16 protein-coding genes are annotated in these 19,375 nt (G+C 73.6%); 11 read left to right on the forward strand and 5 right to left on the reverse strand.

Features of this window, described 5'->3' with window-relative positions:
- Nucleotides 1–254: 254 nt before the first annotated feature.
- Nucleotides 255–971, forward strand: a complete 717-nt coding sequence (locus ACZ58N_RS30100; RefSeq protein ID WP_471166119.1) for a response regulator transcription factor — start codon at nt 255–257, stop codon at nt 969–971.
- A 12-nt stretch (nt 972–983) separates the two neighbouring features.
- Nucleotides 984–2,396: a sensor histidine kinase gene (locus tag ACZ58N_RS30105; protein WP_471166121.1), complete on the forward strand. Its 1,413-nt coding sequence runs from the start codon at nt 984–986 to the stop codon at nt 2,394–2,396.
- Nucleotides 2,397–2,448: 52 nt separating this feature from the next.
- Here the strand turns inward: ACZ58N_RS30105 and ACZ58N_RS30110 are convergent, their stop codons facing one another.
- Nucleotides 2,449–4,620, reverse strand: coding sequence for an endo-beta-N-acetylglucosaminidase (locus ACZ58N_RS30110; protein ID WP_471166124.1), 2,172 nt, complete (start codon nt 4,618–4,620; stop codon nt 2,449–2,451).
- Nucleotides 4,621–4,770: 150 nt separating this feature from the next.
- A complete protein-coding gene (locus ACZ58N_RS30115) occupies nt 4,771–6,030 on the reverse strand; it encodes a glycoside hydrolase 5 family protein (RefSeq protein ID WP_471166127.1) in 1,260 nt (419 codons plus the stop codon).
- Nucleotides 6,031–6,375: 345 nt separating this feature from the next.
- Here ACZ58N_RS30115 and ACZ58N_RS30120 point away from each other — a divergent pair, with 345 nt between their 5' ends.
- A complete protein-coding gene (locus ACZ58N_RS30120) occupies nt 6,376–7,539 on the forward strand; it encodes a LacI family DNA-binding transcriptional regulator (RefSeq protein ID WP_471166130.1) in 1,164 nt (387 codons plus the stop codon).
- Between the two features lie 27 nt (nt 7,540–7,566).
- Nucleotides 7,567–8,553 carry an ROK family protein gene (locus ACZ58N_RS30125; RefSeq protein ID WP_471166132.1) on the forward strand — a complete coding sequence of 329 codons (987 nt, stop codon included), beginning with the start codon at nt 7,567–7,569 and terminating at the stop codon, nt 8,551–8,553.
- A gap of 24 nt (nt 8,554–8,577) precedes the next feature.
- On the opposite strand, the gene ACZ58N_RS30130 is transcribed toward ACZ58N_RS30125, so the two are convergent.
- Nucleotides 8,578–9,573 carry a TAXI family TRAP transporter solute-binding subunit gene (locus ACZ58N_RS30130; protein WP_471166135.1) on the reverse strand — a complete coding sequence of 332 codons (996 nt, stop codon included), beginning with the start codon at nt 9,571–9,573 and terminating at the stop codon, nt 8,578–8,580.
- 158 nt (nt 9,574–9,731) lie between these two features.
- Between ACZ58N_RS30130 and miaB the strand changes: the two genes are divergently transcribed.
- Nucleotides 9,732–11,210 carry a tRNA (N6-isopentenyl adenosine(37)-C2)-methylthiotransferase MiaB gene (gene miaB / locus ACZ58N_RS30135; RefSeq protein ID WP_471166137.1) on the forward strand — a complete coding sequence of 493 codons (1,479 nt, stop codon included), beginning with the start codon at nt 9,732–9,734 and terminating at the stop codon, nt 11,208–11,210.
- Nucleotides 11,211–11,244: 34 nt separating this feature from the next.
- The gene (locus ACZ58N_RS30140; RefSeq protein WP_471166139.1) at nt 11,245–11,952 is read left to right on the forward strand and encodes a class III extradiol ring-cleavage dioxygenase family protein; all 708 of its coding nucleotides are present in this window, start codon (nt 11,245–11,247) and stop codon (nt 11,950–11,952) included.
- 93 nt (nt 11,953–12,045) lie between these two features.
- Here ACZ58N_RS30140 and ACZ58N_RS30145 read toward each other — a convergent pair whose 3' ends face one another.
- Nucleotides 12,046–12,315 (reverse strand): antitoxin, encoded by a 270-nt coding sequence (locus ACZ58N_RS30145; RefSeq protein ID WP_471166142.1) that lies wholly within the window; start codon nt 12,313–12,315, stop codon nt 12,046–12,048.
- Between the two features lie 24 nt (nt 12,316–12,339).
- A complete protein-coding gene (locus ACZ58N_RS30150) occupies nt 12,340–12,528 on the reverse strand; it encodes a gliding motility protein (protein ID WP_471166145.1) in 189 nt (62 codons plus the stop codon).
- A 227-nt stretch (nt 12,529–12,755) separates the two neighbouring features.
- Here ACZ58N_RS30150 and miaA point away from each other — a divergent pair, with 227 nt between their 5' ends.
- The 5 genes from miaA to ACZ58N_RS30175 all read left to right on the forward strand — a co-directional run bounded on the left by miaA (nt 12,756) and on the right by ACZ58N_RS30175 (nt 19,213).
- Nucleotides 12,756–13,694: a tRNA (adenosine(37)-N6)-dimethylallyltransferase MiaA gene (gene miaA / locus ACZ58N_RS30155; protein ID WP_471166147.1), complete on the forward strand. Its 939-nt coding sequence runs from the start codon at nt 12,756–12,758 to the stop codon at nt 13,692–13,694.
- Between the two features lie 111 nt (nt 13,695–13,805).
- Entirely contained in the window at nt 13,806–14,345 is a 540-nt protein-coding gene (locus tag ACZ58N_RS30160) for a hypothetical protein (protein WP_471166318.1), read from the forward strand.
- Nucleotides 14,346–14,513: 168 nt separating this feature from the next.
- Entirely contained in the window at nt 14,514–15,389 is an 876-nt protein-coding gene (gene dapF, locus ACZ58N_RS30165; RefSeq protein ID WP_471166150.1) for a diaminopimelate epimerase, read from the forward strand.
- A 140-nt stretch (nt 15,390–15,529) separates the two neighbouring features.
- The gene (locus tag ACZ58N_RS30170) at nt 15,530–17,611 is read left to right on the forward strand and encodes a RelA/SpoT family protein (protein WP_471166152.1); all 2,082 of its coding nucleotides are present in this window, start codon (nt 15,530–15,532) and stop codon (nt 17,609–17,611) included.
- A gap of 132 nt (nt 17,612–17,743) precedes the next feature.
- Entirely contained in the window at nt 17,744–19,213 is a 1,470-nt protein-coding gene (locus tag ACZ58N_RS30175) for a M1 family metallopeptidase (RefSeq protein ID WP_471166155.1), read from the forward strand.
- The last annotated feature ends 162 nt before the right edge of the window (nt 19,214–19,375 follow it).

Below are 19,375 nucleotides of genomic sequence, written 5' to 3' on the forward strand. Positions count from 1 at the left end.
GGGAGGACAGTAGTGACGAGGCGCGCACAGCGTCATCACATCTGAGGGAGAATTGAGCATAACGATACGGCCTCGCCCGGATACGCTCCGTGCGTGGCCCGGCTCGGGGCGTTCCGTACGCGTACCGGGTGCATAACGGAAGACTCGCCGGACCGGAACCCCCTTGACGTGGGACTCTTCATGGGCGTGGATGCATGGTGGCCCGTGTTGGGCCATTCTTCGTCCGGACGTCGTGAACAGGAAAGGGGGACGCCATGAGGCTGCTCCTCGTCGAGGACGACGACCACGTCGCCGCCGCCCTGTCCGCGATCCTCGCCCGGCACGGCTTCCGGGTGACCCACGCCCGCAGCGGCGAGGAGGCCCTCCAGGCGCTGCTGACGGCCGGATCCACGCCCGGCGCCTCTCCCTACGGGGTGATCCTCCTCGACCTCGGCCTGCCCGACCAGGACGGTTACGAGGTCTGCGGGAAGATCCGCAAGCGCACCAGCACGCCCGTGATCATGGTGACCGCGCGCGCCGACGTCCGTTCGCGCATCCACGGCCTGAACATGGGCGCCGACGACTACGTCACCAAGCCGTACGACACCGGCGAGCTCCTCGCCCGCATCCACGCCGTCGCCCGGCGCACCGGCGCCTCCGAGGAGACCACCGCCGGGGCCACGGGATCGCCTGCCGCGGTCGTGCTGGGTCCCGTCTCCATCGAGCTGCCCACCCGCCGGGTCAGCGTGAACGGCGCCGACGTGCCGCTCACCCGCAAGGAATTCGACCTGCTGGCCCTGCTCGCGCAGCGGCCCGGTGTCGTCTTCCGCCGCGAGCAGATCATCAGCGAGGTCTGGCGCACCAGCTGGGAGGGCACCGGGCGCACCCTCGAAGTCCACGTGGCGTCGCTGCGCTCCAAGCTGGGCCTGCCCGCCCTCATCGAGACCGTCCGCGGGGTGGGCTACCGGCTCGTCACCCCGGCCGCGCCCTAGCGGGCGCCTGCCGTGCGCGCCCGGCTGCTCCCGCTCCTCGTCGTCCTCATGGCGGGCGTCCTGATCGCCCTCGGGCTCCCGCTCGCCGTGAGCCTGGCCGCCCGGCAGCAGCAGGACGTCGTCGTCGACCGGATCGACGACAGCGCCCGCTTCGCCGCCCTCGCCCAGTTCGTCATCGACGCCGAGGGTTCCCGTTCGACCGGGGCCGACGAGCGCCAGGAGACCCTCCAGCAGGAACTCGCCCGCTACCAGGAGCTGTACGGCATCCGCGTCGGCATCTTCTACCGTGACGGCAACGCCTTGGCCAGGGCCCCCGGCTGGTGGCAGTTGCCGGACGACGGTGAAGGCCGGCTGGCCTTCACCGAGGCGCTCGCCGGGCGGCGCAGCCACGACCCGGGCCAGGTGTGGCCCTGGCAGACCCGCGGCAGACTGCTCGTCGCCTCCCCGGTCGTCCTCGACGGGGACGTCGTCGCGGTCGTCGTCACCGAATCGCCCACCGACCGGATGCGCACGCGGATCCTGGTGGGTTGGCTGTTCATCACGGCCGGACTCGCCGCGGCCATGCTGCTGGCGTTCGGCGCGGCCCTGCGCCTCACCAGTTGGGTCCTCAAGCCCGTCCAAACGCTGGACGCAGCCGCCCACGGCATCGCCACGGGCCGCATGAACTCCCGCGTCGCGGCTTCCGGCGGCCCACCGGAACTCCAGCGACTCGCCCGCTCGTTCAACGAGATGGCCGACAACGTGGAAGAGGTACTCGAACAGCAGCGGGCGTTCGTCGCCGACGCCTCGCACCAGCTGCGCAACCCCCTCGCCGCGCTGCTCCTGCGCATCGAGCTGCTCGCCCTCGAACTACCCGAGGGGAACGAGGAGATCGCCTCCGTGCGGACCGAGGGCAAGCGCCTCACCCAGGTCCTGGACGACCTCCTCGACCTCGCGCTGGCCGAACACGCCTCCGCCGAGATCAGCCTCACCGACATCGGGGCGCTGACCTCCGAGCGGGTCGCCTCCTGGCGGCCGTACGCCGAGGAGAAGGGCGTACGGCTCACCGAGACGGGCCGGTCCGCCGTCACCGGTTGGGCCGACCCGATCGCCCTGTCCAGCGCGCTCGACGCGGTCATCGACAACGCCCTGAAGTTCACGCCCGCGGGCGAGGAGGTCGAGGTCTCCGTCTCCGCGGCCGGGCGCAGCGCGCTCGTCGTCGTCGCCGACCGCGGGCCGGGTCTGACCGAGGACGAGATGTTGCGCGTCGGCGACCGCTTCTGGCGCAGCGGCCGCCACCAGAACATCAAGGGCTCCGGCCTGGGCCTGTCCATCTCCCGGGCCCTGCTCGCCGGGGGCGGCGGCTCCATCTCCTACGGGACGAACCCGCCGCACGGGCTGCGCGTGACGGTCGCCGTCCCGCGCACGGACCCGCACAACCCCTGACGTTCGGGGCGCCCGCCCCCCGGCCCCACGGACTCACACGTGGCCGGGGGCCCTACCAGGGCAGCTCGGTCCGAGCCGGCGCGGACGTCGCGTACGTCTCGCCGACCGCGCGCAGCTCCAGGAGCGCCGCCCGTTCCGGGCCCGCCCGGGTGATGGAGGGGACGTACAGGGCGGCGGCGCAGGTGCCGCCGAGGAACTGGCGGGTGCCGTCGGGGAGCACGCGGTGCAGCTCGTAGTGCCGGACCGGGCCGACCGCCCGGTCCCAGGTCAGGCGGAGCTCGACCGCGTCCCCCCGCCGGGCCGTGGCCGTCACCTCCAGGTGGGCGGGCGGGGCCGGGTGCCGGGGAAGGGCGGTGTCGAGTACCGACAGGGCCCCGAGCCGCCAGGACACGGGCTCGTTCCCGCGTCCGGTGATCCGTACGGCGAGGGCGTGCGCGGTCGTTCCGGCCAGCGGGGTCAGGGGCACTCGGGTCGTCCGCCACGCCGGGTCGTCGTCGCCTGGGTCCGTCGCCGGCAGCCACGTGTACGGGACCGGGTCGCCGGGCGCGGCCGGCTCGCCGGTGGCGACGCCGAACTCGACGTCGACCGGGCCGGCGTCCGTGCGGTGCATCAGCTCGGCGACCGTGGTGGGGGTCAGCGGGAGCCGCGTGGCGTGCAGGCCGACGGCGACCGGAGCGCCCGGCCGGCCGGCCACGAGCAGGCTCGAACCGCCGCGCCAGGCATCCGCGAAGTCCAGCGTGACGGACGGCCGTTCGCCGGTCGTGTCCACCACCCAGCGCCGGCCGGGCAGCCGGTCCTGGAGGGCCAGGTGGTTCCAGGGCGTGTCGCCGAGGACCTCGCCGCCCTCGAACCAGCGCAGTCCGTGACCGGTGTTGAACGAACAGGCGAAGGGCAGCCCGGTCACGGTGGAACGGTCGGCGACGACCGTGGCGGGCGCGCGCCAGCCCGATTCGGGTGCGGGTCTCGACGGATCGAGGGACTCACCGGTCCAGAACAGGTCGTCGGACAGGTGGAACGCGCCGGGGGAGCGGTCGGTGAGGTGGTTGCGGGTCCATTCCGGCCGGTAGAAGCCGTAGCTGACGACGTGGTCGCGTCCGCGCGGGACGAACGCGTCCCAACGCACACGGGAGTGACGGCCGTTGGATTCGACGTCCACCCCCGCCCACAGTTCGTGGCGGGAGCGGCCCAGCCGGTCGGCGAGGGAGCCGGAGGACTCCAGGGTCCGTTCCGTCCAGCGGAAGTCCACGAAGAGGGTGTCCGCGACCCTTCCGCTCCGGTCCTCGAAGAACTCCTGGTTGAGGGCGTTCAGCGCGCCCTGCCAGCCGACCCGGCCCGTGGCGTTCATCGCGTCGTACCAGGTGATGCGCAGGCCGTGCGGTGCGCCCGCGGCGCGCAGGGCGCGCAGGAACTCCCGCATCCGGGACGCCAGCGCACTGTCCCCGCCGTCCGTCTCGGCGTTGACGAACCAGCCGTCGAAGCCGTGGGCCCGCGCGACCTGTACGAGCTTTTCCGCCAGGGGGAAGCGGCCGAGGGCGTCGCGCCGCACCAGCTCGTGCGTCCACCGCAGGTCGCCGCCGTAGGCGACGGGAGGCAGGAACACGTTGCCCAGGACCCGGACGCCGTTGCGGTGGGCGGCGTCCGTCACCGGGGCGTTCGGCGCGAGCACGATGCCCTCGCCGGCGGAACCGCCCCAGAAGACCAGCTCGTCGATGTAGGCCCAGTGCGTGAGCGCGTACGAGTCGACCGTCGCCGAGCCCTGGGACGGGTTCCCCGCGGTCGGCCCGAACGAGACGAGCGAGGCGATGCGGGCCTGCCCCGCGCGGGCGTCACGGTGCGGGGGCACGGGGGTGAAGCGCGGGGCGAGCGGGACGGTCGCCGCGTTGTGCGCCAGGTCGGGATCCGACTCGGGGTCCCACTCCGCCAACGAACGCCACACGATCCCGGGTCCCGGCTCGCCCGGGGGGAGCGAGTCGGGGAACCAGTAGGAGGCGTACGGGGCGAGGGCCGCGGGCTCGGGCGCGGTGCCGGTGCCGGGTGGGGGAGACGATGCCAGGGCGGGGGTGGCCGTCCCGACCACGAGCGGGAGGGCCCCGGCGGCCAGCACCGCACGCCTGGCGGGCCCCCGCGAGGCGGGGGCCGCCGCCTCGGGGCGGGGCGCACCGGGCACGCGGGCGTCGGGTACCGGGGACGTACGGGGAGCTGCGTCCGGGTCGGTCGCGGACATGCGGGTCTCCTCACGCGGGGCGGGGTGGGACGGGGTGGTTGGTGCCGTTGTCGTTGCAGGTACCGGCGCCGGTACCGAGGTCGGTGTCGGTATCGGGCAGCCGAAGAGGACCGGATCCGCCCGAGGGCGGAGTGGTCGGGTTCGGCCGGGTCAGGTCACCTCGGGTACGCGGAGCACTTCGGTGACGCCGCGCGCGGACAGGTACGCCGCGTCCCCGGCGTGCTCCGCGAGGACCACCGCGGGGCGCACCCCCCGGGCGGCCAGTGATACCCACGCTTCGAAGAACGCGCCGCCCGGGGCGCACACCGAACGGTCCGGGGCCCGCGGCACCCCGCCCGCGTCCAGGACGAGCGCGGTGGACCGGGGCGCGGGGTGGTGCGCACGGCCGCGCCACTGCCGGGCGATCCCGGCGAGGGCCGCGCCCACGGGCTTGACCCGGCGGTCGTTGGTGAGCAGGCCGAGCCCGTACTCCAGCTCGGGGAAGTCCGCGAGCTCGCGGGACACGTCGTGCGAGCACCACCAGGTCACCCCCCACACCTCGGGGCAGTCCAGGGCGTTCTCCAGGGTGGCCTCGGTGAACCGAACGGCGTCCTCGGGCCCGATCAGCGGGGAGGGCGCCCCGACCTCCTGGAGCCAGACCGGGCGGCGCGGGTCCACCGCCCAGGCCTTGGACAGCTCGATCAGGTAGGCGGCGTGGTGTTCGGTCGCCGCCCCCGCGGGACCGTGCCGCTGCGCGGTCCCGTTGAACACCCAGGAGTGCACGGCGGTGGCCCCGCCCAGCCGCGCCGCCTGGGCGGGGGTGAAGGGGTGCCCGTCCCGGTACCAGACGGCGTCGTACTCGGCGTGCAGGTGGAACCGGCCCGGGGCGCCCTCCTCACAGGCGGCCAGCATGCGTTCCAGCCAGCGCCCGGCTCCGTCCGGGGAGATCCGGTCGGGGTCGGGGTGCGGGTCCCCGGCGAACTGGTTGATCTCGTTGCCGACCGTCATGCCGAGGAAGTTGGGCCGGTCGGCGAGGGCGGCGGCCAGCGTGCGCAGGTACTCCGCCTGGCCGGAGATCACGTCCGGATCGTCGAAGAAGCCGCGCCGGTGCCAGGTCGCCGTCCATGACGGCAGGAAGTCGAAGCTCGACAGGTGCCCCTGCAACCCGTCCACCGCGACGTCGAGCCCGCGGGCGGCCGCCGCGTCGGCGAGCGCGACGAGCTGTTCGACGGCGCGCGGCCGGATCAGGGTGCGGTTCGGCTGGAACAGCGGCCACAGCGGGAACACCCGGACGTGGTCCAGGCCGAGCCCGGCCACCGAGTCGAGATCGGCGCCGACCTCGTCGAGGTCGAAGTCCAACCAGTGGTGGAACCAACCCCGGGTCGGGGTGTAATTCGCGCCGAAGCGGAGGGTGCGCGGGGCATGCGGCATGAAAAGTCCCGGAGTTCAGCGGAATTCACCGGACGCCCCAAACTGCCGTGTGCCGTCGCGGAAAGTCAACAGGGCCTCGACGGCAGGGTCGTCGGTGTTCGTCGCGCCACGGCTCCCGCGTTCCGGTCCCGTTGGCGGTGGTCCGGTGCCGGATGGGGAGGTCGGGACTAATGCGGTTTAGCGCATGCGTCGGATCCGAAAGGAACGGGAAATGGGGAGAGCGGAACAGGCCGATCGTCCGACGTCCCGGGCGACTTTCACGGCCGAGGGTGTCGGAGCCCGTCCGGGGCGGGATCGCGTACCGTCCGCCCATCGCAGTCCACGGCACCGAGGGATGAGGCAGGCATGGCCCGCAGACCCACCATCAAGGACATCGCCCGCCGGGCCGGGGTGTCCGAGAGCGCCGTCTCGTTCGCGCTCAACGACCGGCCCGGGGTGTCCGACCACACCCGCGCCCGGGTCAGGCGGGTCGCGGAGGAACTCGGCTGGCAGCCCAACAGTGCGGCCCGTGCCCTCTCCGGCGAACGCTCCGGCGCCGTCGGGCTGGTCCTGGCCCGGCCCGCGCACACCCTCGGCGTCGAGTCCTTCTTCCTGCAACTCGTCTCCGGCATCCAGGAAGTGCTCGCGGCGAGCCGCACGGCCCTCCTCCTCCAGGTCGTCGAGGACATCGAAGCCGAGTGCGCCGTCCACCGCCGCTGGTGGGCCGAGCGCCGGGTGGACGGGGTCCTCGTCGTCGACCCCCGCACGCGGGACCCCCGGCCGGAACTGCTCACCGCGCTCGGCCTGCCCGCCGTCATGATCGGCGGCAGCACGGAGGCGTACCCCGGCGAGGCCGGCGTCGCCGGGGTCGCCCCCGGAGCGGTCGACGCCGAGGACGTCGCCTCCGGCGGGCTCGGCCCCGGCGGGGTCGCTCCCGGAACGGTCGGCCCCGGTCGTCCTCGCACCGGCGGGTCCGCCCTCTCCGTCGTCCGGGCCGACGACGCCCGCGCCATGGCCGACGTCATGGGTCACCTGCACGCCCTCGGCCACCGCCGGATCGCGCACGTCGCCGGCCTGCCCGGACTCGCCCACACCGCCCGGCGCATCACCTCGCTGCGCGCCGAGGCGCTGCGGCTCGGACTCGCCGGGGACGGGGTGGAGTCGGTGACCACCGACTACTCCGACACCGAGGGCGCAGCCGCCACCCGCCGGCTCCTCGCACGGCCGCGACCGCCCACGGCACTCGTCTACGACAACGACGTCATGGCGGTGGCCGGCAGCGCGGTCGCCGCCGAGCTCGGCATCGACGTGCCCGGCCGGCTGTCGATCGTGGCCTGGGACGACTCCGCCCTGTGCCGGGTCACCCACCCCCGGCTGACGGCGCTCGTCCGCGACACCGCGGGCTTCGGCCGGCTCGCCGCCGAGGAACTCCTCGCCGTCCTCGCCGGATCGGCGCCCCGCGTCCGCGACAGCGAGCTGCCCCGACTGGAACCCCGCGGGAGTACGGCCCCGCCGGCAGCCGCATACTGAAAACCGACCCCTTCCAGGAGCGCCACCGTGACCACTCCCACCCCAGCCCTCCCCGTGCCCCGCACGGCCGCCGCGGCCACCGGTCCGACCGTGGCGATCGACATCGGCGGCACGAAGATCGCCGGCGCGCTGGTCCACCCCGACGGCACCATGACGGCGGCGACCCGCCGCCCGACCCCGCGCGGCGCCGACGCCGACGCGGTGATGGCGGCCGTCGGCGAGGTCATCGCCGACCTGTCCGAAGCCGACCTGTGGCCACAGGTCGTCCGCTGCGGCGTCGGCAGCGCGGGCCCCGTGGACACCACCCGCGGCACCGTGAGCCCGGTCAACATCGGGGCCTGGCGCGACTTCCCCGTACAGGCCCGGATCGGCGCCGAACTCGCCGCCCGCGGCGCCGCGGTCCCGACCGTCCTGGCGGGCGACGGCGTGGCCATGACCGCGGCGGAGCACTGGCTGGGCGCCGCACGGGGACACACGAACGCCCTGTGCATGGTCGTCTCGACCGGCGTCGGCGGCGGCCTGGTCCTCAACAACCAGCTCCACCCCGGTCCCACCGGCAACGCGGGCCACATCGGCCACATCAGCGTCGCCTTCGACGGGGAACGGTGCGTCTGCGGCGGCCACGGCTGCGTCGAATCCCTGGCCTCGGGCACCGCCATCGCGCGCTGGGCCCTCGCCCAGGGCTGGACCGGACCCGATCCCACGGCGGCCGGTGTCGCGGCCTCCGCCGCGGCGGGCGATCCCGTCGCCCTGGCCGCATTCGACCGGGCGGGCCGGGCACTCGCCGCCGCCATCGCGGCAACCGCCACGCTCGTCGAGACCGACATAGCCGTCATCGGGGGCGGGGTCGCCGCCGCGGGCGACACCCTCTTCGAACCGGTCCGCCGGCACCTGGCCTCGTACGCCACCCTCGGCTTCGTCCAGGACCTCAAGGTCGTCCCGGCCACCCTCGGCACCGACGCGGGCCTGATCGGCGCGGCCGCCGCCGCGATGATGCTGCTGCCGACCGCCTGACGCCCGACGGGGCCGACGCAGGGGCTACGGCTTGACCGACCGGTAGTAGCGGCGGGCCCCTTCGTGCAGGTCGAGCGGGTCCGTGTAGATCGCCGTGCGCAGGTCGACCAGCTGCGCCGCGTGCACCGCGCTCCCGATCCGGTCCCGGCTGAGGATCACCGTCCGGGTGAACTGCTCGGTCAGCTCCGGGCTGGTGTCCTCCCGGGTCACCAGCAGGTTCGGTACGGCCACCGTCGCCACCGCGGAGGTGTTGCGGGCCCGCGCGTACGCGTCCTGCGGCATCACCGCGGCCCGGTAGTAGCGCGCCGGGCTCCCGCCCGCCTGGAGCTGTTCCACGAGGTCGCCCAGCTGCACGAGCCGGATCTCGAACCGCTCCGACAGCTCCCGCACGGCGCTCGTCGGAAGTCCGCCCGACCAGAAGAAGGCGTCGATCCGGCCCGCCTCCAGCTCGGCCGGCATGGTGTCGATCCCTATGGCGACCGGGGTGATGTCCCGCGTCGGATTCAGCTTGGCCGCCGTCAGCAGGCGCTCCGAGATCAGCCGCACCCCCGAGCCGTCCTGGCCGATCGCGACCCGCTTGCCCCGCAGGTCCCGGGCCGACTGCACCGGCGACGTGGCGGGCACGACCAGCTGTACGTAGTCGTCGTACAGCCGCGCGCAGCCGCGCAGCCGCTCCGCGCCCGATTTGCCGTCGAGGCGGTACTTGGAGACCGCGTCGGCCGTCGCCACGGTGAAGTCGGCCTGGCCCGCGGCGACCCGTTGGAGGTTCTGCTGCGATCCCTCGCTCGTCTCCAGGTGGACCCGCATCCCGGGCATGTCCTGCGCGAGCGCCTCCTCCAGCAGCTGCCCGTAGCGGTGGTAGACGCCGGTGCGGACGCCCGAGCTGAAGGTGAGCTCCCCCTCCAGCTCCGGTTCGCCGAAGGGCCGCAGCCACCACAGCAGCGCCCCGAGCACGGCCAGTACCGCCACCAGGCCCCGAAGGGCGCGGCGCCGGCCGGCGGTGGTCGGGAGGAGGGGCATGCCGGCGATCCTGCCACCCGCCCGGCGTCCTGTCACGGCGGGGCCGCCTCCCACCGGGCCCGCACCGGCCCCGGCCGGCCCGTCGACCGCTGCCGAGTCGGCGGCCCGGGACCACCCCTTACCCTTGTGGGGTGAGTGTCGAGGGCGAGGCTGCAGTTTTGAAAACGTACGAGGTGCGCACCTACGGGTGCCAGATGAACGTGCACGACTCCGAGCGGCTGTCCGGTCTGCTGGAGGGCGCCGGTTACACGCGCGCCCCCGAGGGCTGCGACGGCGACGCCGACGTGGTCGTCTTCAACACCTGCGCCGTCCGTGAGAACGCCGACAACAAGCTGTACGGCAACCTCGGCCGGCTCGCCCCGATGAAGACGAAACGCCCCGGCATGCAGATCGCCGTCGGCGGCTGCCTCGCGCAGAAGGACCGCGACACGATCGTCAAGAGGGCCCCCTGGGTCGACGTCGTGTTCGGCACCCACAACATCGGCAAGCTGCCCGTCCTCCTGGAACGCGCCCGCATCCAGGAAGAGGCGCAGATCGAGATCGCCGAGTCGCTGGAGGCCTTCCCCTCCACGCTCCCGACCCGCCGCGAGTCCGCGTACGCCGCCTGGGTCTCGATCTCCGTCGGCTGCAACAACACCTGCACCTTCTGCATCGTCCCGGCGCTCCGCGGCAAGGAGGAGGACCGTCGTCCCGGCGACATCCTCGCCGAGGTCGAGGCCCTGGTCGCCGAGGGCGTCTCCGAGATCACCCTCCTCGGACAGAACGTCAACGCCTACGGCTCCGACCTGGGCGACCGCGAGGCCTTCAGCAAGCTGCTGCGCGCCTGCGGGCGGATCGAGGGCCTGGAACGGGTCCGCTTCACCTCCCCGCACCCGCGCGACTTCACCGACGACGTGATCGCGGCCATGGCCGAGACCCCGAACGTGATGCCGCAGCTGCACATGCCCCTGCAGTCCGGCTCCGACCCGATCCTCAAGGCGATGCGCCGGTCGTACCGGCAGGAGCGCTTCCTCGGGATCATCGAAAAGGTCCGCGCCTCGATCCCGCACGCCGCGATCTCCACCGACATCATCGTGGGCTTCCCCGGTGAGACGGAGGAGGACTTCCAGCAGACGATGCACACCGTCCGCGAGGCCCGCTTCGCGAACGCCTTCACCTTCCAGTACTCCAAGCGCCCCGGCACCCCCGCGGCCGACATGGACGGGCAGATCCCCAAGGAGGTCGTCCAGGACCGCTACATGCGCCTGGTCGCCCTCCAGGAGGAGATCTCCTGGGAGGAGAACAAGAAGCAGGTCGGCCGCACCCTTGAGGTCATGGTCGCCGAGGGCGAGGGCCGCAAGGACGGCGCCACGCACCGCCTGTCCGGGCGCGCCCCCGACAACCGCCTCGTCCACTTCACGAAGCCGGAGCAGGAGGTCCGCCCGGGCGACGTGGTCACCGTCGACATCACCTACGCGGCCCCGCACCACCTCCTGGCCGAGGGCCCGACCCGCACCGTGCGCCGCACCCGCGCCGGAGACGCCTGGGAGAAGCGCAACGCCGCCCCGGCCCAGCCGGCCGGTGTGATGCTCGGGATCCCCACCCTGGGCGTCCCGGCGCCGCTGCCCGTCGCCACCTCCGGCTGCGCGATCGACTGACCGTCGGACGCCGCGGGCGGCTAGGCTGCGGATCATGCTCGTAGCCGCCGCCGTCTGCCCCGCCCCACCCCTCCTCGTGCCGGAGGTGGCCGCGGGGGCCGCCGCCGAACTGGAGGCCGCCCGTACCGCCTGCTCGGACGCGCTGGCCGTGCTTGCCGCCTCCCGGCCCGACCTGCTGATCGTCGTCGGCGCCGCCGACGAGGACCACCTCGGGCCCTACCCGCAGGGTTCCCGCGGTTCCTTCCGAGGGTTCGGCGTCCCGGCGGACGTCCAGCTCGGCGCGGGCGACGAAGGGCCGCGCCTGCTGCCCCCCTCGCTGGCCGTCGGAGCCTGGCTGCTGGAGCGGGCCCGCTGGGGCGCCGCCCCGGTGGAGGGCCTCGGCGTCGCCGGACGGATGGAACCGCGACGCTGCCTGGACGCCGGACGGACCCTCGCCGCACGGGACGAACGCGTCGCGCTGCTCGTCATGGGCGACGGCAGCGCCTGCCGGACGCTGAAGGCCCCCGGATACCTCGACGACCGGGCCGCCGCCTTCGACGAGGCCGCCGCACAGGCCCTCGGCCGGGCCGACACCTCGGCCCTCGCGGCCCTCGACGCGGAACTCGCCCACGAGCTGCAGGCCGCCGGGCGCGCCCCCTGGCAGGTCCTCGCCGGCGCCGCCGAGGCCGCCGACCTGGACGGCCGCCTGCTGTACGAGGACGCCCCGTACGGAGTCGGCTACTTCGTCGCCGCCTGGTCCTGAGACCGCGGCGCCGGGCATCCCGGCGCACACCTCGACGTACACGCCGAAGGGGCGCGGAACCGGTTCGGTACCGCGCCCCCTTCGCGCACCGCGTCAGGAAGCGGCAGGAGGCGCCGGGGGCGCCGCCGGCGGCGTCGGCCCGCCGGGGGTGTCGTCCTTGTGCGCGATCTTGCCCAGGGCGTCCTTCGCCTTGCCCGTACCGCTCGTGATCTGGCCGCTGTACTTACCCTTGGTCTTGGAGTCGACGGCCTTGGCCACCTTGTCCAGTCCCTCGCCGATCTTCCCCTCGTGCTGCTGCGCGAGGTCGCCGACCTTGTCCTTCGCCGGAGCGAGCTTGGCCTTGAGGTTGTCGAGCAGGCCCATGGGTCACCTTCCAGTGGTGAACGGTTACGTGCGGGCGCCCTCGCCGGCCTCACTGTCCGCGGCGGCCTCCGCCGACTGCTGCTTCGGGATCTCCACGGCTTCCGCCGCAGGGGTCCCGGCCGCCGTCCCGGCCTCCTCGGCCGGTGCGGCCGGTCCGGTCTCAGCCGCCGGCGCTCCCGCCGGGTCGGCCTCGGCCGTGACCGTCTCGGTCACCACGTCGTCCTTACGGCCAAAAAAGCGGCTGAAAACGCCCATCTCTGCTCCTCTAACGTTACGCGGGGGAGTGAAGTTCCGCCCCGGCCGAAGCGGCCTCCACCCGGTGCGCGCAAGGCATGCACCGGGCCGGAACCTCTTGGAGGCAACGACCACGTCGCGATCCCGTCACGTCGCTCGATCGGGTACACGACCGCGCCTTGACCGGGGGCTGAGAGACTGTGTCGGTGAGGAAAGCAGCCCCCGCCCCGCGGGTCATCGCCGTCGTCGGTCCCACCGCGGCCGGAAAGTCCGACCTGGGCGTCGCCCTGGCCCGCCATTTCGACGGCGAGGTCGTCAACGCCGACTCCATGCAGCTCTACCGTGGGATGGACATCGGCACCGCCAAACTGACGACCGGGGAACGCGGCGGCATCCCCCACCACCTCCTCGACATCTGGGACGTCACCGAGACCGCCAGCGTCGCCGAGTACCAGCGCCTGGCCCGTGCCGAGATCGACAAGCTGCTCGCCGAGGGCCGCACGCCGGTGCTCGTCGGCGGCTCCGGGCTCTACGTGCGCGGCGCCCTCGACGCCATGGAGTTCCCCGGCACCGACCCCGAGGTGCGGGCCCGGCTGGAGGAGGAGGCCGCCCTGCGCGGCCCCGGAGCCCTGCACGCCCGCCTCGCCGCCCTCGACCCGGCCGCCGCCCACGCCATCCTGCCCAGCAACGGCCGCCGGATCGTCCGGGCCCTGGAGGTCATCGAGATCACCGGCAAACCCTTCACCGCGAACCTGCCCGGCCACGACTCCGTCTACGACACCGTTCAGATCGGCGTGGACGTGGCCCGCCCCGAACTCGACGAGCGGATCGCGCTGCGCGTCGACCGGATGTGGGAGGCGGGCCTGGTGGACGAGGTCCGCGCCCTGGAGGCCCGTGGACTGCGCGACGGCATCACCGCCTCCCGCGCGCTGGGCTACCAACAGGTGCTCGCCGCCCTCGCGGGGGAGTGCACCGAGGACGAGGCGCGCGCCGAGACCGTACGGGCCACCAAGCGCTTCGCGCGCCGCCAGGACTCGTGGTTCCGCCGCGACCCCCGCGTGCACTGGCTCAGCGGGGCCGTCGCGGACCGCGGGGAACTCCCCGGACTCGCGCAGTCGTTGGTCGAACGAGCGGTCACAGCCTGATCACGTGATGGCATCGGGACGCCCCGCGCGCCCGTCGGGAGCCCGGGACCGTGCCATCATCAAACTTCTGAACAGTGACGTACGAAGTCCGAGTGGGGAGGGCGCGTGGCCATGGATGCCGGCCCTCGTGACACCGGGCGGGAAGCGGACCCGATGCTGCACGGCGGGCCCGGTCGGACCGGTGGGGCCACCGACCCCGACGCGCCGGGAGGACCGGACGCCCCCGATGGGCTCGGTCTGCCCGCCGATCCCGCACGGCTGACCCCCGACGGCCCCGACACCCCCGAGGCCGGCGCGGAGGACGTCTCCGGCCCCGAGTTCGAGGTCGAGCTGCGCCCGCAGCGCCGCCTGCGCCTCTGGCAGATCGCCCCCATCGTGATCCTGGCCGCCTCCGGGTCCCTGATGTTCGCGTTCCCCCTCGCCTTCGAGTTCGGCGACGGCGGAGCCGTGGTCGCCATGCTCGGCTTCCTCATCTGCTGCTGCGCCGGAGGCTGGGGCATGATGGCCGCCCGCCGCGTCGGCTACTCCTGGCCCGGGCTCCCGCCCCGCGGCAGCGGCCGCCGCCCCGACTGGCGGATGGCCGCGCTGTACGGGCTGCTCGCGCTGGCCGTCGTGGCGCTCGCGGTGTTCCGGGTGGCCCGGCTCCGCTGAGCCCCGGCGGGCGCACCGAGGACCACGGGACAGCCCTGGGGCCCCTCGTCACTCGTCACACCCCACCGAGGGCCGGGGCCCGGGGTGCGACGACGACGTCCGCGCCCCGCGGCCGACGCGCGCCGATCCCGCCCGACGTCGCGGACACCGCCTCGGTACCATGAGCTGGTGACGCACACCACCCTCTCCTTCCTCAAGGGTCACGGCACCGAGAACGACTTCGTGATCGTTCCGGACCCGGACAACGCCATCGACCTGCCCGCGTCCGCCGTCGCCGCCCTGTGCGACCGGCGGGCCGGCATCGGGGCGGACGGCGTGCTCCACGTGGTGCGGTCCGCCGCCCACCCCGACGCCGCCCACCTGGCCGACGAGGCCGAGTGGTTCATGGACTACCGCAACAGCGACGGCTCCATCGCCGAGATGTGCGGCAACGGCGTGCGCGTCTTCGCCCGCTACCTCCACCACGCCGGCCACATCGAGCCCGGCGACTTCGCCGTCGCGACCCGCGGCGGCGTCAAGCGGGTCCACCTCGACAAGACCGGTGACGTCACCGTCTCCATGGGCCGCGCCGAGCTCCCCGAGGGCGACGTCACCGTCTCCGTCGGCGACCGCTCCTGGCCCGCGCGGAACGTGAACATGGGCAACCCGCACGCCGTGGCCTTCGTCGACAGCCTCGACGACGCCGGGAACCTCTTCGAGGCCCCGCCGTTCAGCCCGGCGAGCGCCTACCCCACCGGGGTCAACGTCGAGTTCGTCGTCGACCGCGGCCCCCGCCACGTCGCGATGCGCGTCCACGAGCGCGGCTCCGGCGAGACCCGCTCGTGCGGCACCGGTGCCTGCGCCGTCGCCGTCGCCGCCATCCGGCGCGACGGCGTCGACCCCGCCGTCACCGGCGACCCGGCCTCCTACACGGTCGACCTGCCCGGTGGAACCCTCGTCATCACCGAGCACCCCGACGGGCGGATCGACATGACCGGACCGGCCGTCATCGTCGCCTCCGGAGAGTTCGAACCCACCTGGCTCACCGAAACGGCTTTCGCCTGAAGATTCCCTCTCATGGGTGATCCGTTTCACGCTGAGCGAGAGGTGGACTGCGCCACGTGGTGGGGTCGGTAACATCAGGCACCGGCCCTGAGGGCTCACCCCATGCCCGCCACCGCCGGTCGAAGCCGCCGGAGGTGCCCATGAGTGCAGAGGCCACGAACCCCGAAGCACATGCCGAAGTGCGTCCTGAGCTGCGCAGACGGGGCCGGACTCGGCTCGATCTGCGGCGGCTCGGCCGGGCGGCCCTGCTCGGGCCCACGTCCCGCGACCGGCTCCCGGACGCGATCGGACACGTGGCAGAGGCCCACCGCGCCCACCATCCGGACGCCGATCTTTCCATTCTGCGGCGCGCCTACCTGCTCGCGGAGACCTCCCACCGCGGTCAGATGCGCAAGAGCGGTGAGCCGTACATCACACATCCGCTCGCCGTCACCCTCATCCTGGCCGAACTCGGCGCCGAGACGACGACGCTGACCGCCTCCCTCCTCCACGACACCGTCGAGGACACGGAGGTGACCCTCGATCAGGTCCGCGAGGAGTTCGGCGCCGAGGTCTGCTTCATCGTGGACGGCGTCACCAAGGTCGAGAAGATCGACTACGGCGCCGCGGCCGAACCCGAGACCTTCCGCAAGATGCTCGTCGCCACCGGCAACGACGTCCGCGTCATGTCCATCAAACTCGCCGACCGGCTGCACAACATGCGCACCCTCGGCGTGATGCGCCCGGAGAAGCAGGAACGCATCGCCAAGGTGACGCGGGACGTCCTCATCCCGCTCGCCGAACGGCTCGGCGTGCAGGCCCTGAAGACCGAACTGGAAGACCTCGTCTTCGCGATCCTGCACCCCGAGGAGTACGAGCACACCCGGGCGCTCATCGCCGCCCACGCCGGGGAGGCCGACCCGCTCCCCGCCATCGCCGACTCCGTGCGCGCCGTCCTGCGCGAGGCCGGCGTCACCGCCGAAGTCGTCGTACGGCCCCGGCACTTCGTGTCCGTCCACCGCATCTCGCGCAGCCGCGGCGAACTGCGCGGGTCCGACTTCGGCCGGATCCTCGTCCTCGTCGGCGAGAACGCCGACTGCTACGCCGTGCTGGGGGAGCTCCACACCTGCTTCACCCCCGTGGTCTCGGAGTTCAAGGACTTCATCGCCGTACCGAAGTTCAACCTCTACCAGTCGCTGCACACCGCCGTCGCCGTCCCCGAGGGCTACGTCGCCGAAGTCATCGTCCGTACCCGGCAGATGCACCGCGTCGCCGAAGCCGGGGTCGTCGCCCTCGGCAATCCGTACGCCACCGGCGAGCCCGCCGACTGCGACGAGGAGCGGGTCGACCCCACCCGGCCCGGCTGGCTGTCCCGGCTCCTCGACTGGCAGCAGTCCGCGCCCGACCCCGACACCTTCTGGACGGTCCTGCGCGCCGAACTCGCCCAGGACCGCGAGATCACCGTCTACCGCGAGGACGGCAGCACCTCCAGCACGATGAGCCTGCCCGCCGGGGCCTCCTGCATCGACGCCGCCTACGCCCAGTACGGCGAGGCGGCCCACGGCTGTATCGGCGCCCGGGTCAACGGGCGCCTCGCCTCCCTCTCGTCCCCGCTGTCCGACGGGGACACCGTCCAACTGCTGCTCGCCCAGGACGCCTCCTCCGGGCCGGCCGCCGATTGGCTGGACCACGCCAGGACCCCCGCCGCCCGGATCGCCATCAGCAGCTGGCTCCAATCCCACCCGGACGGTGCCGGTCCCGCCGCCGCGGCCCCCCGCGCCCCGCTGTCCGTCGTCGGGGCGCGCGGCGGCGGTGGCAACGCCGTCGCCGACCTGCCGGACGCCACCGTGCGCCTCGCGGGCTGCTGCACGCCCGTACCGCCGGACGCCGTGGCCGGGTTCCTCGTACGGGGCGGGGCCGTCACCGTGCACCGCGTGCACTGTCCGGCCGTCGCCCAGATGCGGTCCGTGGGTCGCACGGCCGTCGCCGTGCACTGGCGGGCCACCGCGGACTGCCGGGTCACGCTCCTCGCCGAATCGTTCGGCCGCCCGCACCTGCTGGCCGACCTGACCGAGGCCATCGCCCGCGAAGGGGTCGAGGTGGTCTCCGCGACCGTGGAACCGCCCGTCGAGCAGCGGGTCCGGCACTCGTACACGCTGCAACTGCCCGACGCGACGGGACTGGCCGCCCTGATGCGCGCCATGCGGGACGTCCCGGGCGTCTACGACGTCCGCCGCGCGTAGCGCGGGCTTGAGGGGGAGGGGGAGCGCGCGCCGGGGCGCGCATGGGCCGGTCTCCGGGGGGAGCGCCTCGTTCGGGTGGTCGCATCGCGCGTCGCGCGCGGATCGGGGTCCGCCGCTGGTAAGCGGTGGTGGATGCAGCTCACCTCCCCGCGCCTGCGCGCCGCCCTGCTGGCCGCGGCCTCCCTCACCCTCGTCGCCGCCGTGCTGCCCCCGCCACAGGCGCTGGGCATCGGCGACCGGCTGTTCCCGGAGCTCGGCAACCCCGGGTACGACGTCCTCTCCTACGACCTGTCCTTCACGTACAAGGACAATCGAAGCCCCCTGGACGCGGTCACCGTCATCGAAGCCCGCAGCCTGGAGCCGCTGGAGCGGATCAACCTCGACTTCACCCACGGCACGGTGGCGTCGGCCGAGGTGAACGGGGAGCCGGCGCGGTTCGAGAGCGTCGGGGAGGACCTCGTACTGACGCCCGCTCGGGCGGTGCCGGCGAGCGGGCCGCTGCGCATCACCGTCCGGCACACCAGCGACCCGCGCGGACGCGGCGACGGCGGTTGGGTCCCGACCGAGGACGGGTTGGCCATGGCCAACCAGGCCGATGCCGCGCACCGTGTCTTCCCCTGCAACGACCACCCCGCCGACAAGGCCTGGTTCACCTTCCGGATCACCGCCCCCGCCGGGCTCACCGCCGTGGCCAACGGGGTGCCGGGCGCCCTGCCCGCGGCCCGGGCCGGCGGCGCCAAGGAGTGGACGTACCGGACCCTGCACCCGATGGCCACCGAACTGGCCCAGGTCTCCGTGGGCCGGTCCGCCGTCGTCCACCGCACCGGCCCGCACGGGCTGCCCCTGCGCGACGTGGTGCCCGCAGCCGACCGGGAGAAGCTGGAGCCCTGGCTGAAGAAGACCCCGGGACACGTGGCCTGGATGGAGGAGCGGGTGGGCCGCTACCCCTTCGAGAACTACGGGGTGCTGATCGCCAAGGCCACCACCGGATTCGAATTGGAGACGCAGACCCTCTCGCTCTTCGAGCACGGGCTCTTCACGGGGGCCGGCTACCCCGAGTGGTACGTCGAGGCCGTCATGGTCCACGAACTGGCGCACCAGTGGTTCGGTGACAGCGTCAGCCCGCGCACCTGGTCCGACCTGTGGCTCAACGAGGGCCACGCGACCTGGTACGAGGCCCTGTACGCGGACGGCCTCGGCAAGTACTCCCTGGAGCGCCGCATGCGCGAGGCGTACCAGCGCTCCGACCAGTGGCGGGCCGCGGGCGGCCCGCCGGCGGCACCGAAGGCCTCCGGCCCCGGCGAGAAGATCGGACTGTTCCGGCCCGTGGTCTACGACGGCTCGGCGCTGATCCTGTACGCCCTGCGGCAGGAGATCGGCACGGCCGCCTTCGACCGCATCCAGCGCCGCTGGGTCTCCGAGCACAAGGACGGGGTGGCCGGCACGGCCGACTTCGTACGCCTGGCCTCACAGGAGGCCGGACGGGACGTCGGCCCCTTCCTGGAGCCGTGGCTCTACGGGGCGAAGACCCCGCCCATGCCCGGACACCCGGAGTGGAGCGGTCCGGCGGCGTCGGGGAGCAAGGGCGCCGGTAGCCGGTAAGGGCTCGATTACCGGGCGGTGGGAAAACGGTATGACGGGCGAGGAACGGGCATGTCACCATCGACGAGGCCGTCAGGGGAACCGGGGAACACCTTCCCGGGGAATCACCGGGCGGGGTGACGCGTTGCACGTGACAGTGTGATGTCACGCGCGGCGGTACCT

The sequence above is a fragment of the Streptomyces sp. NPDC040432 genome, from assembly GCF_055595445.1.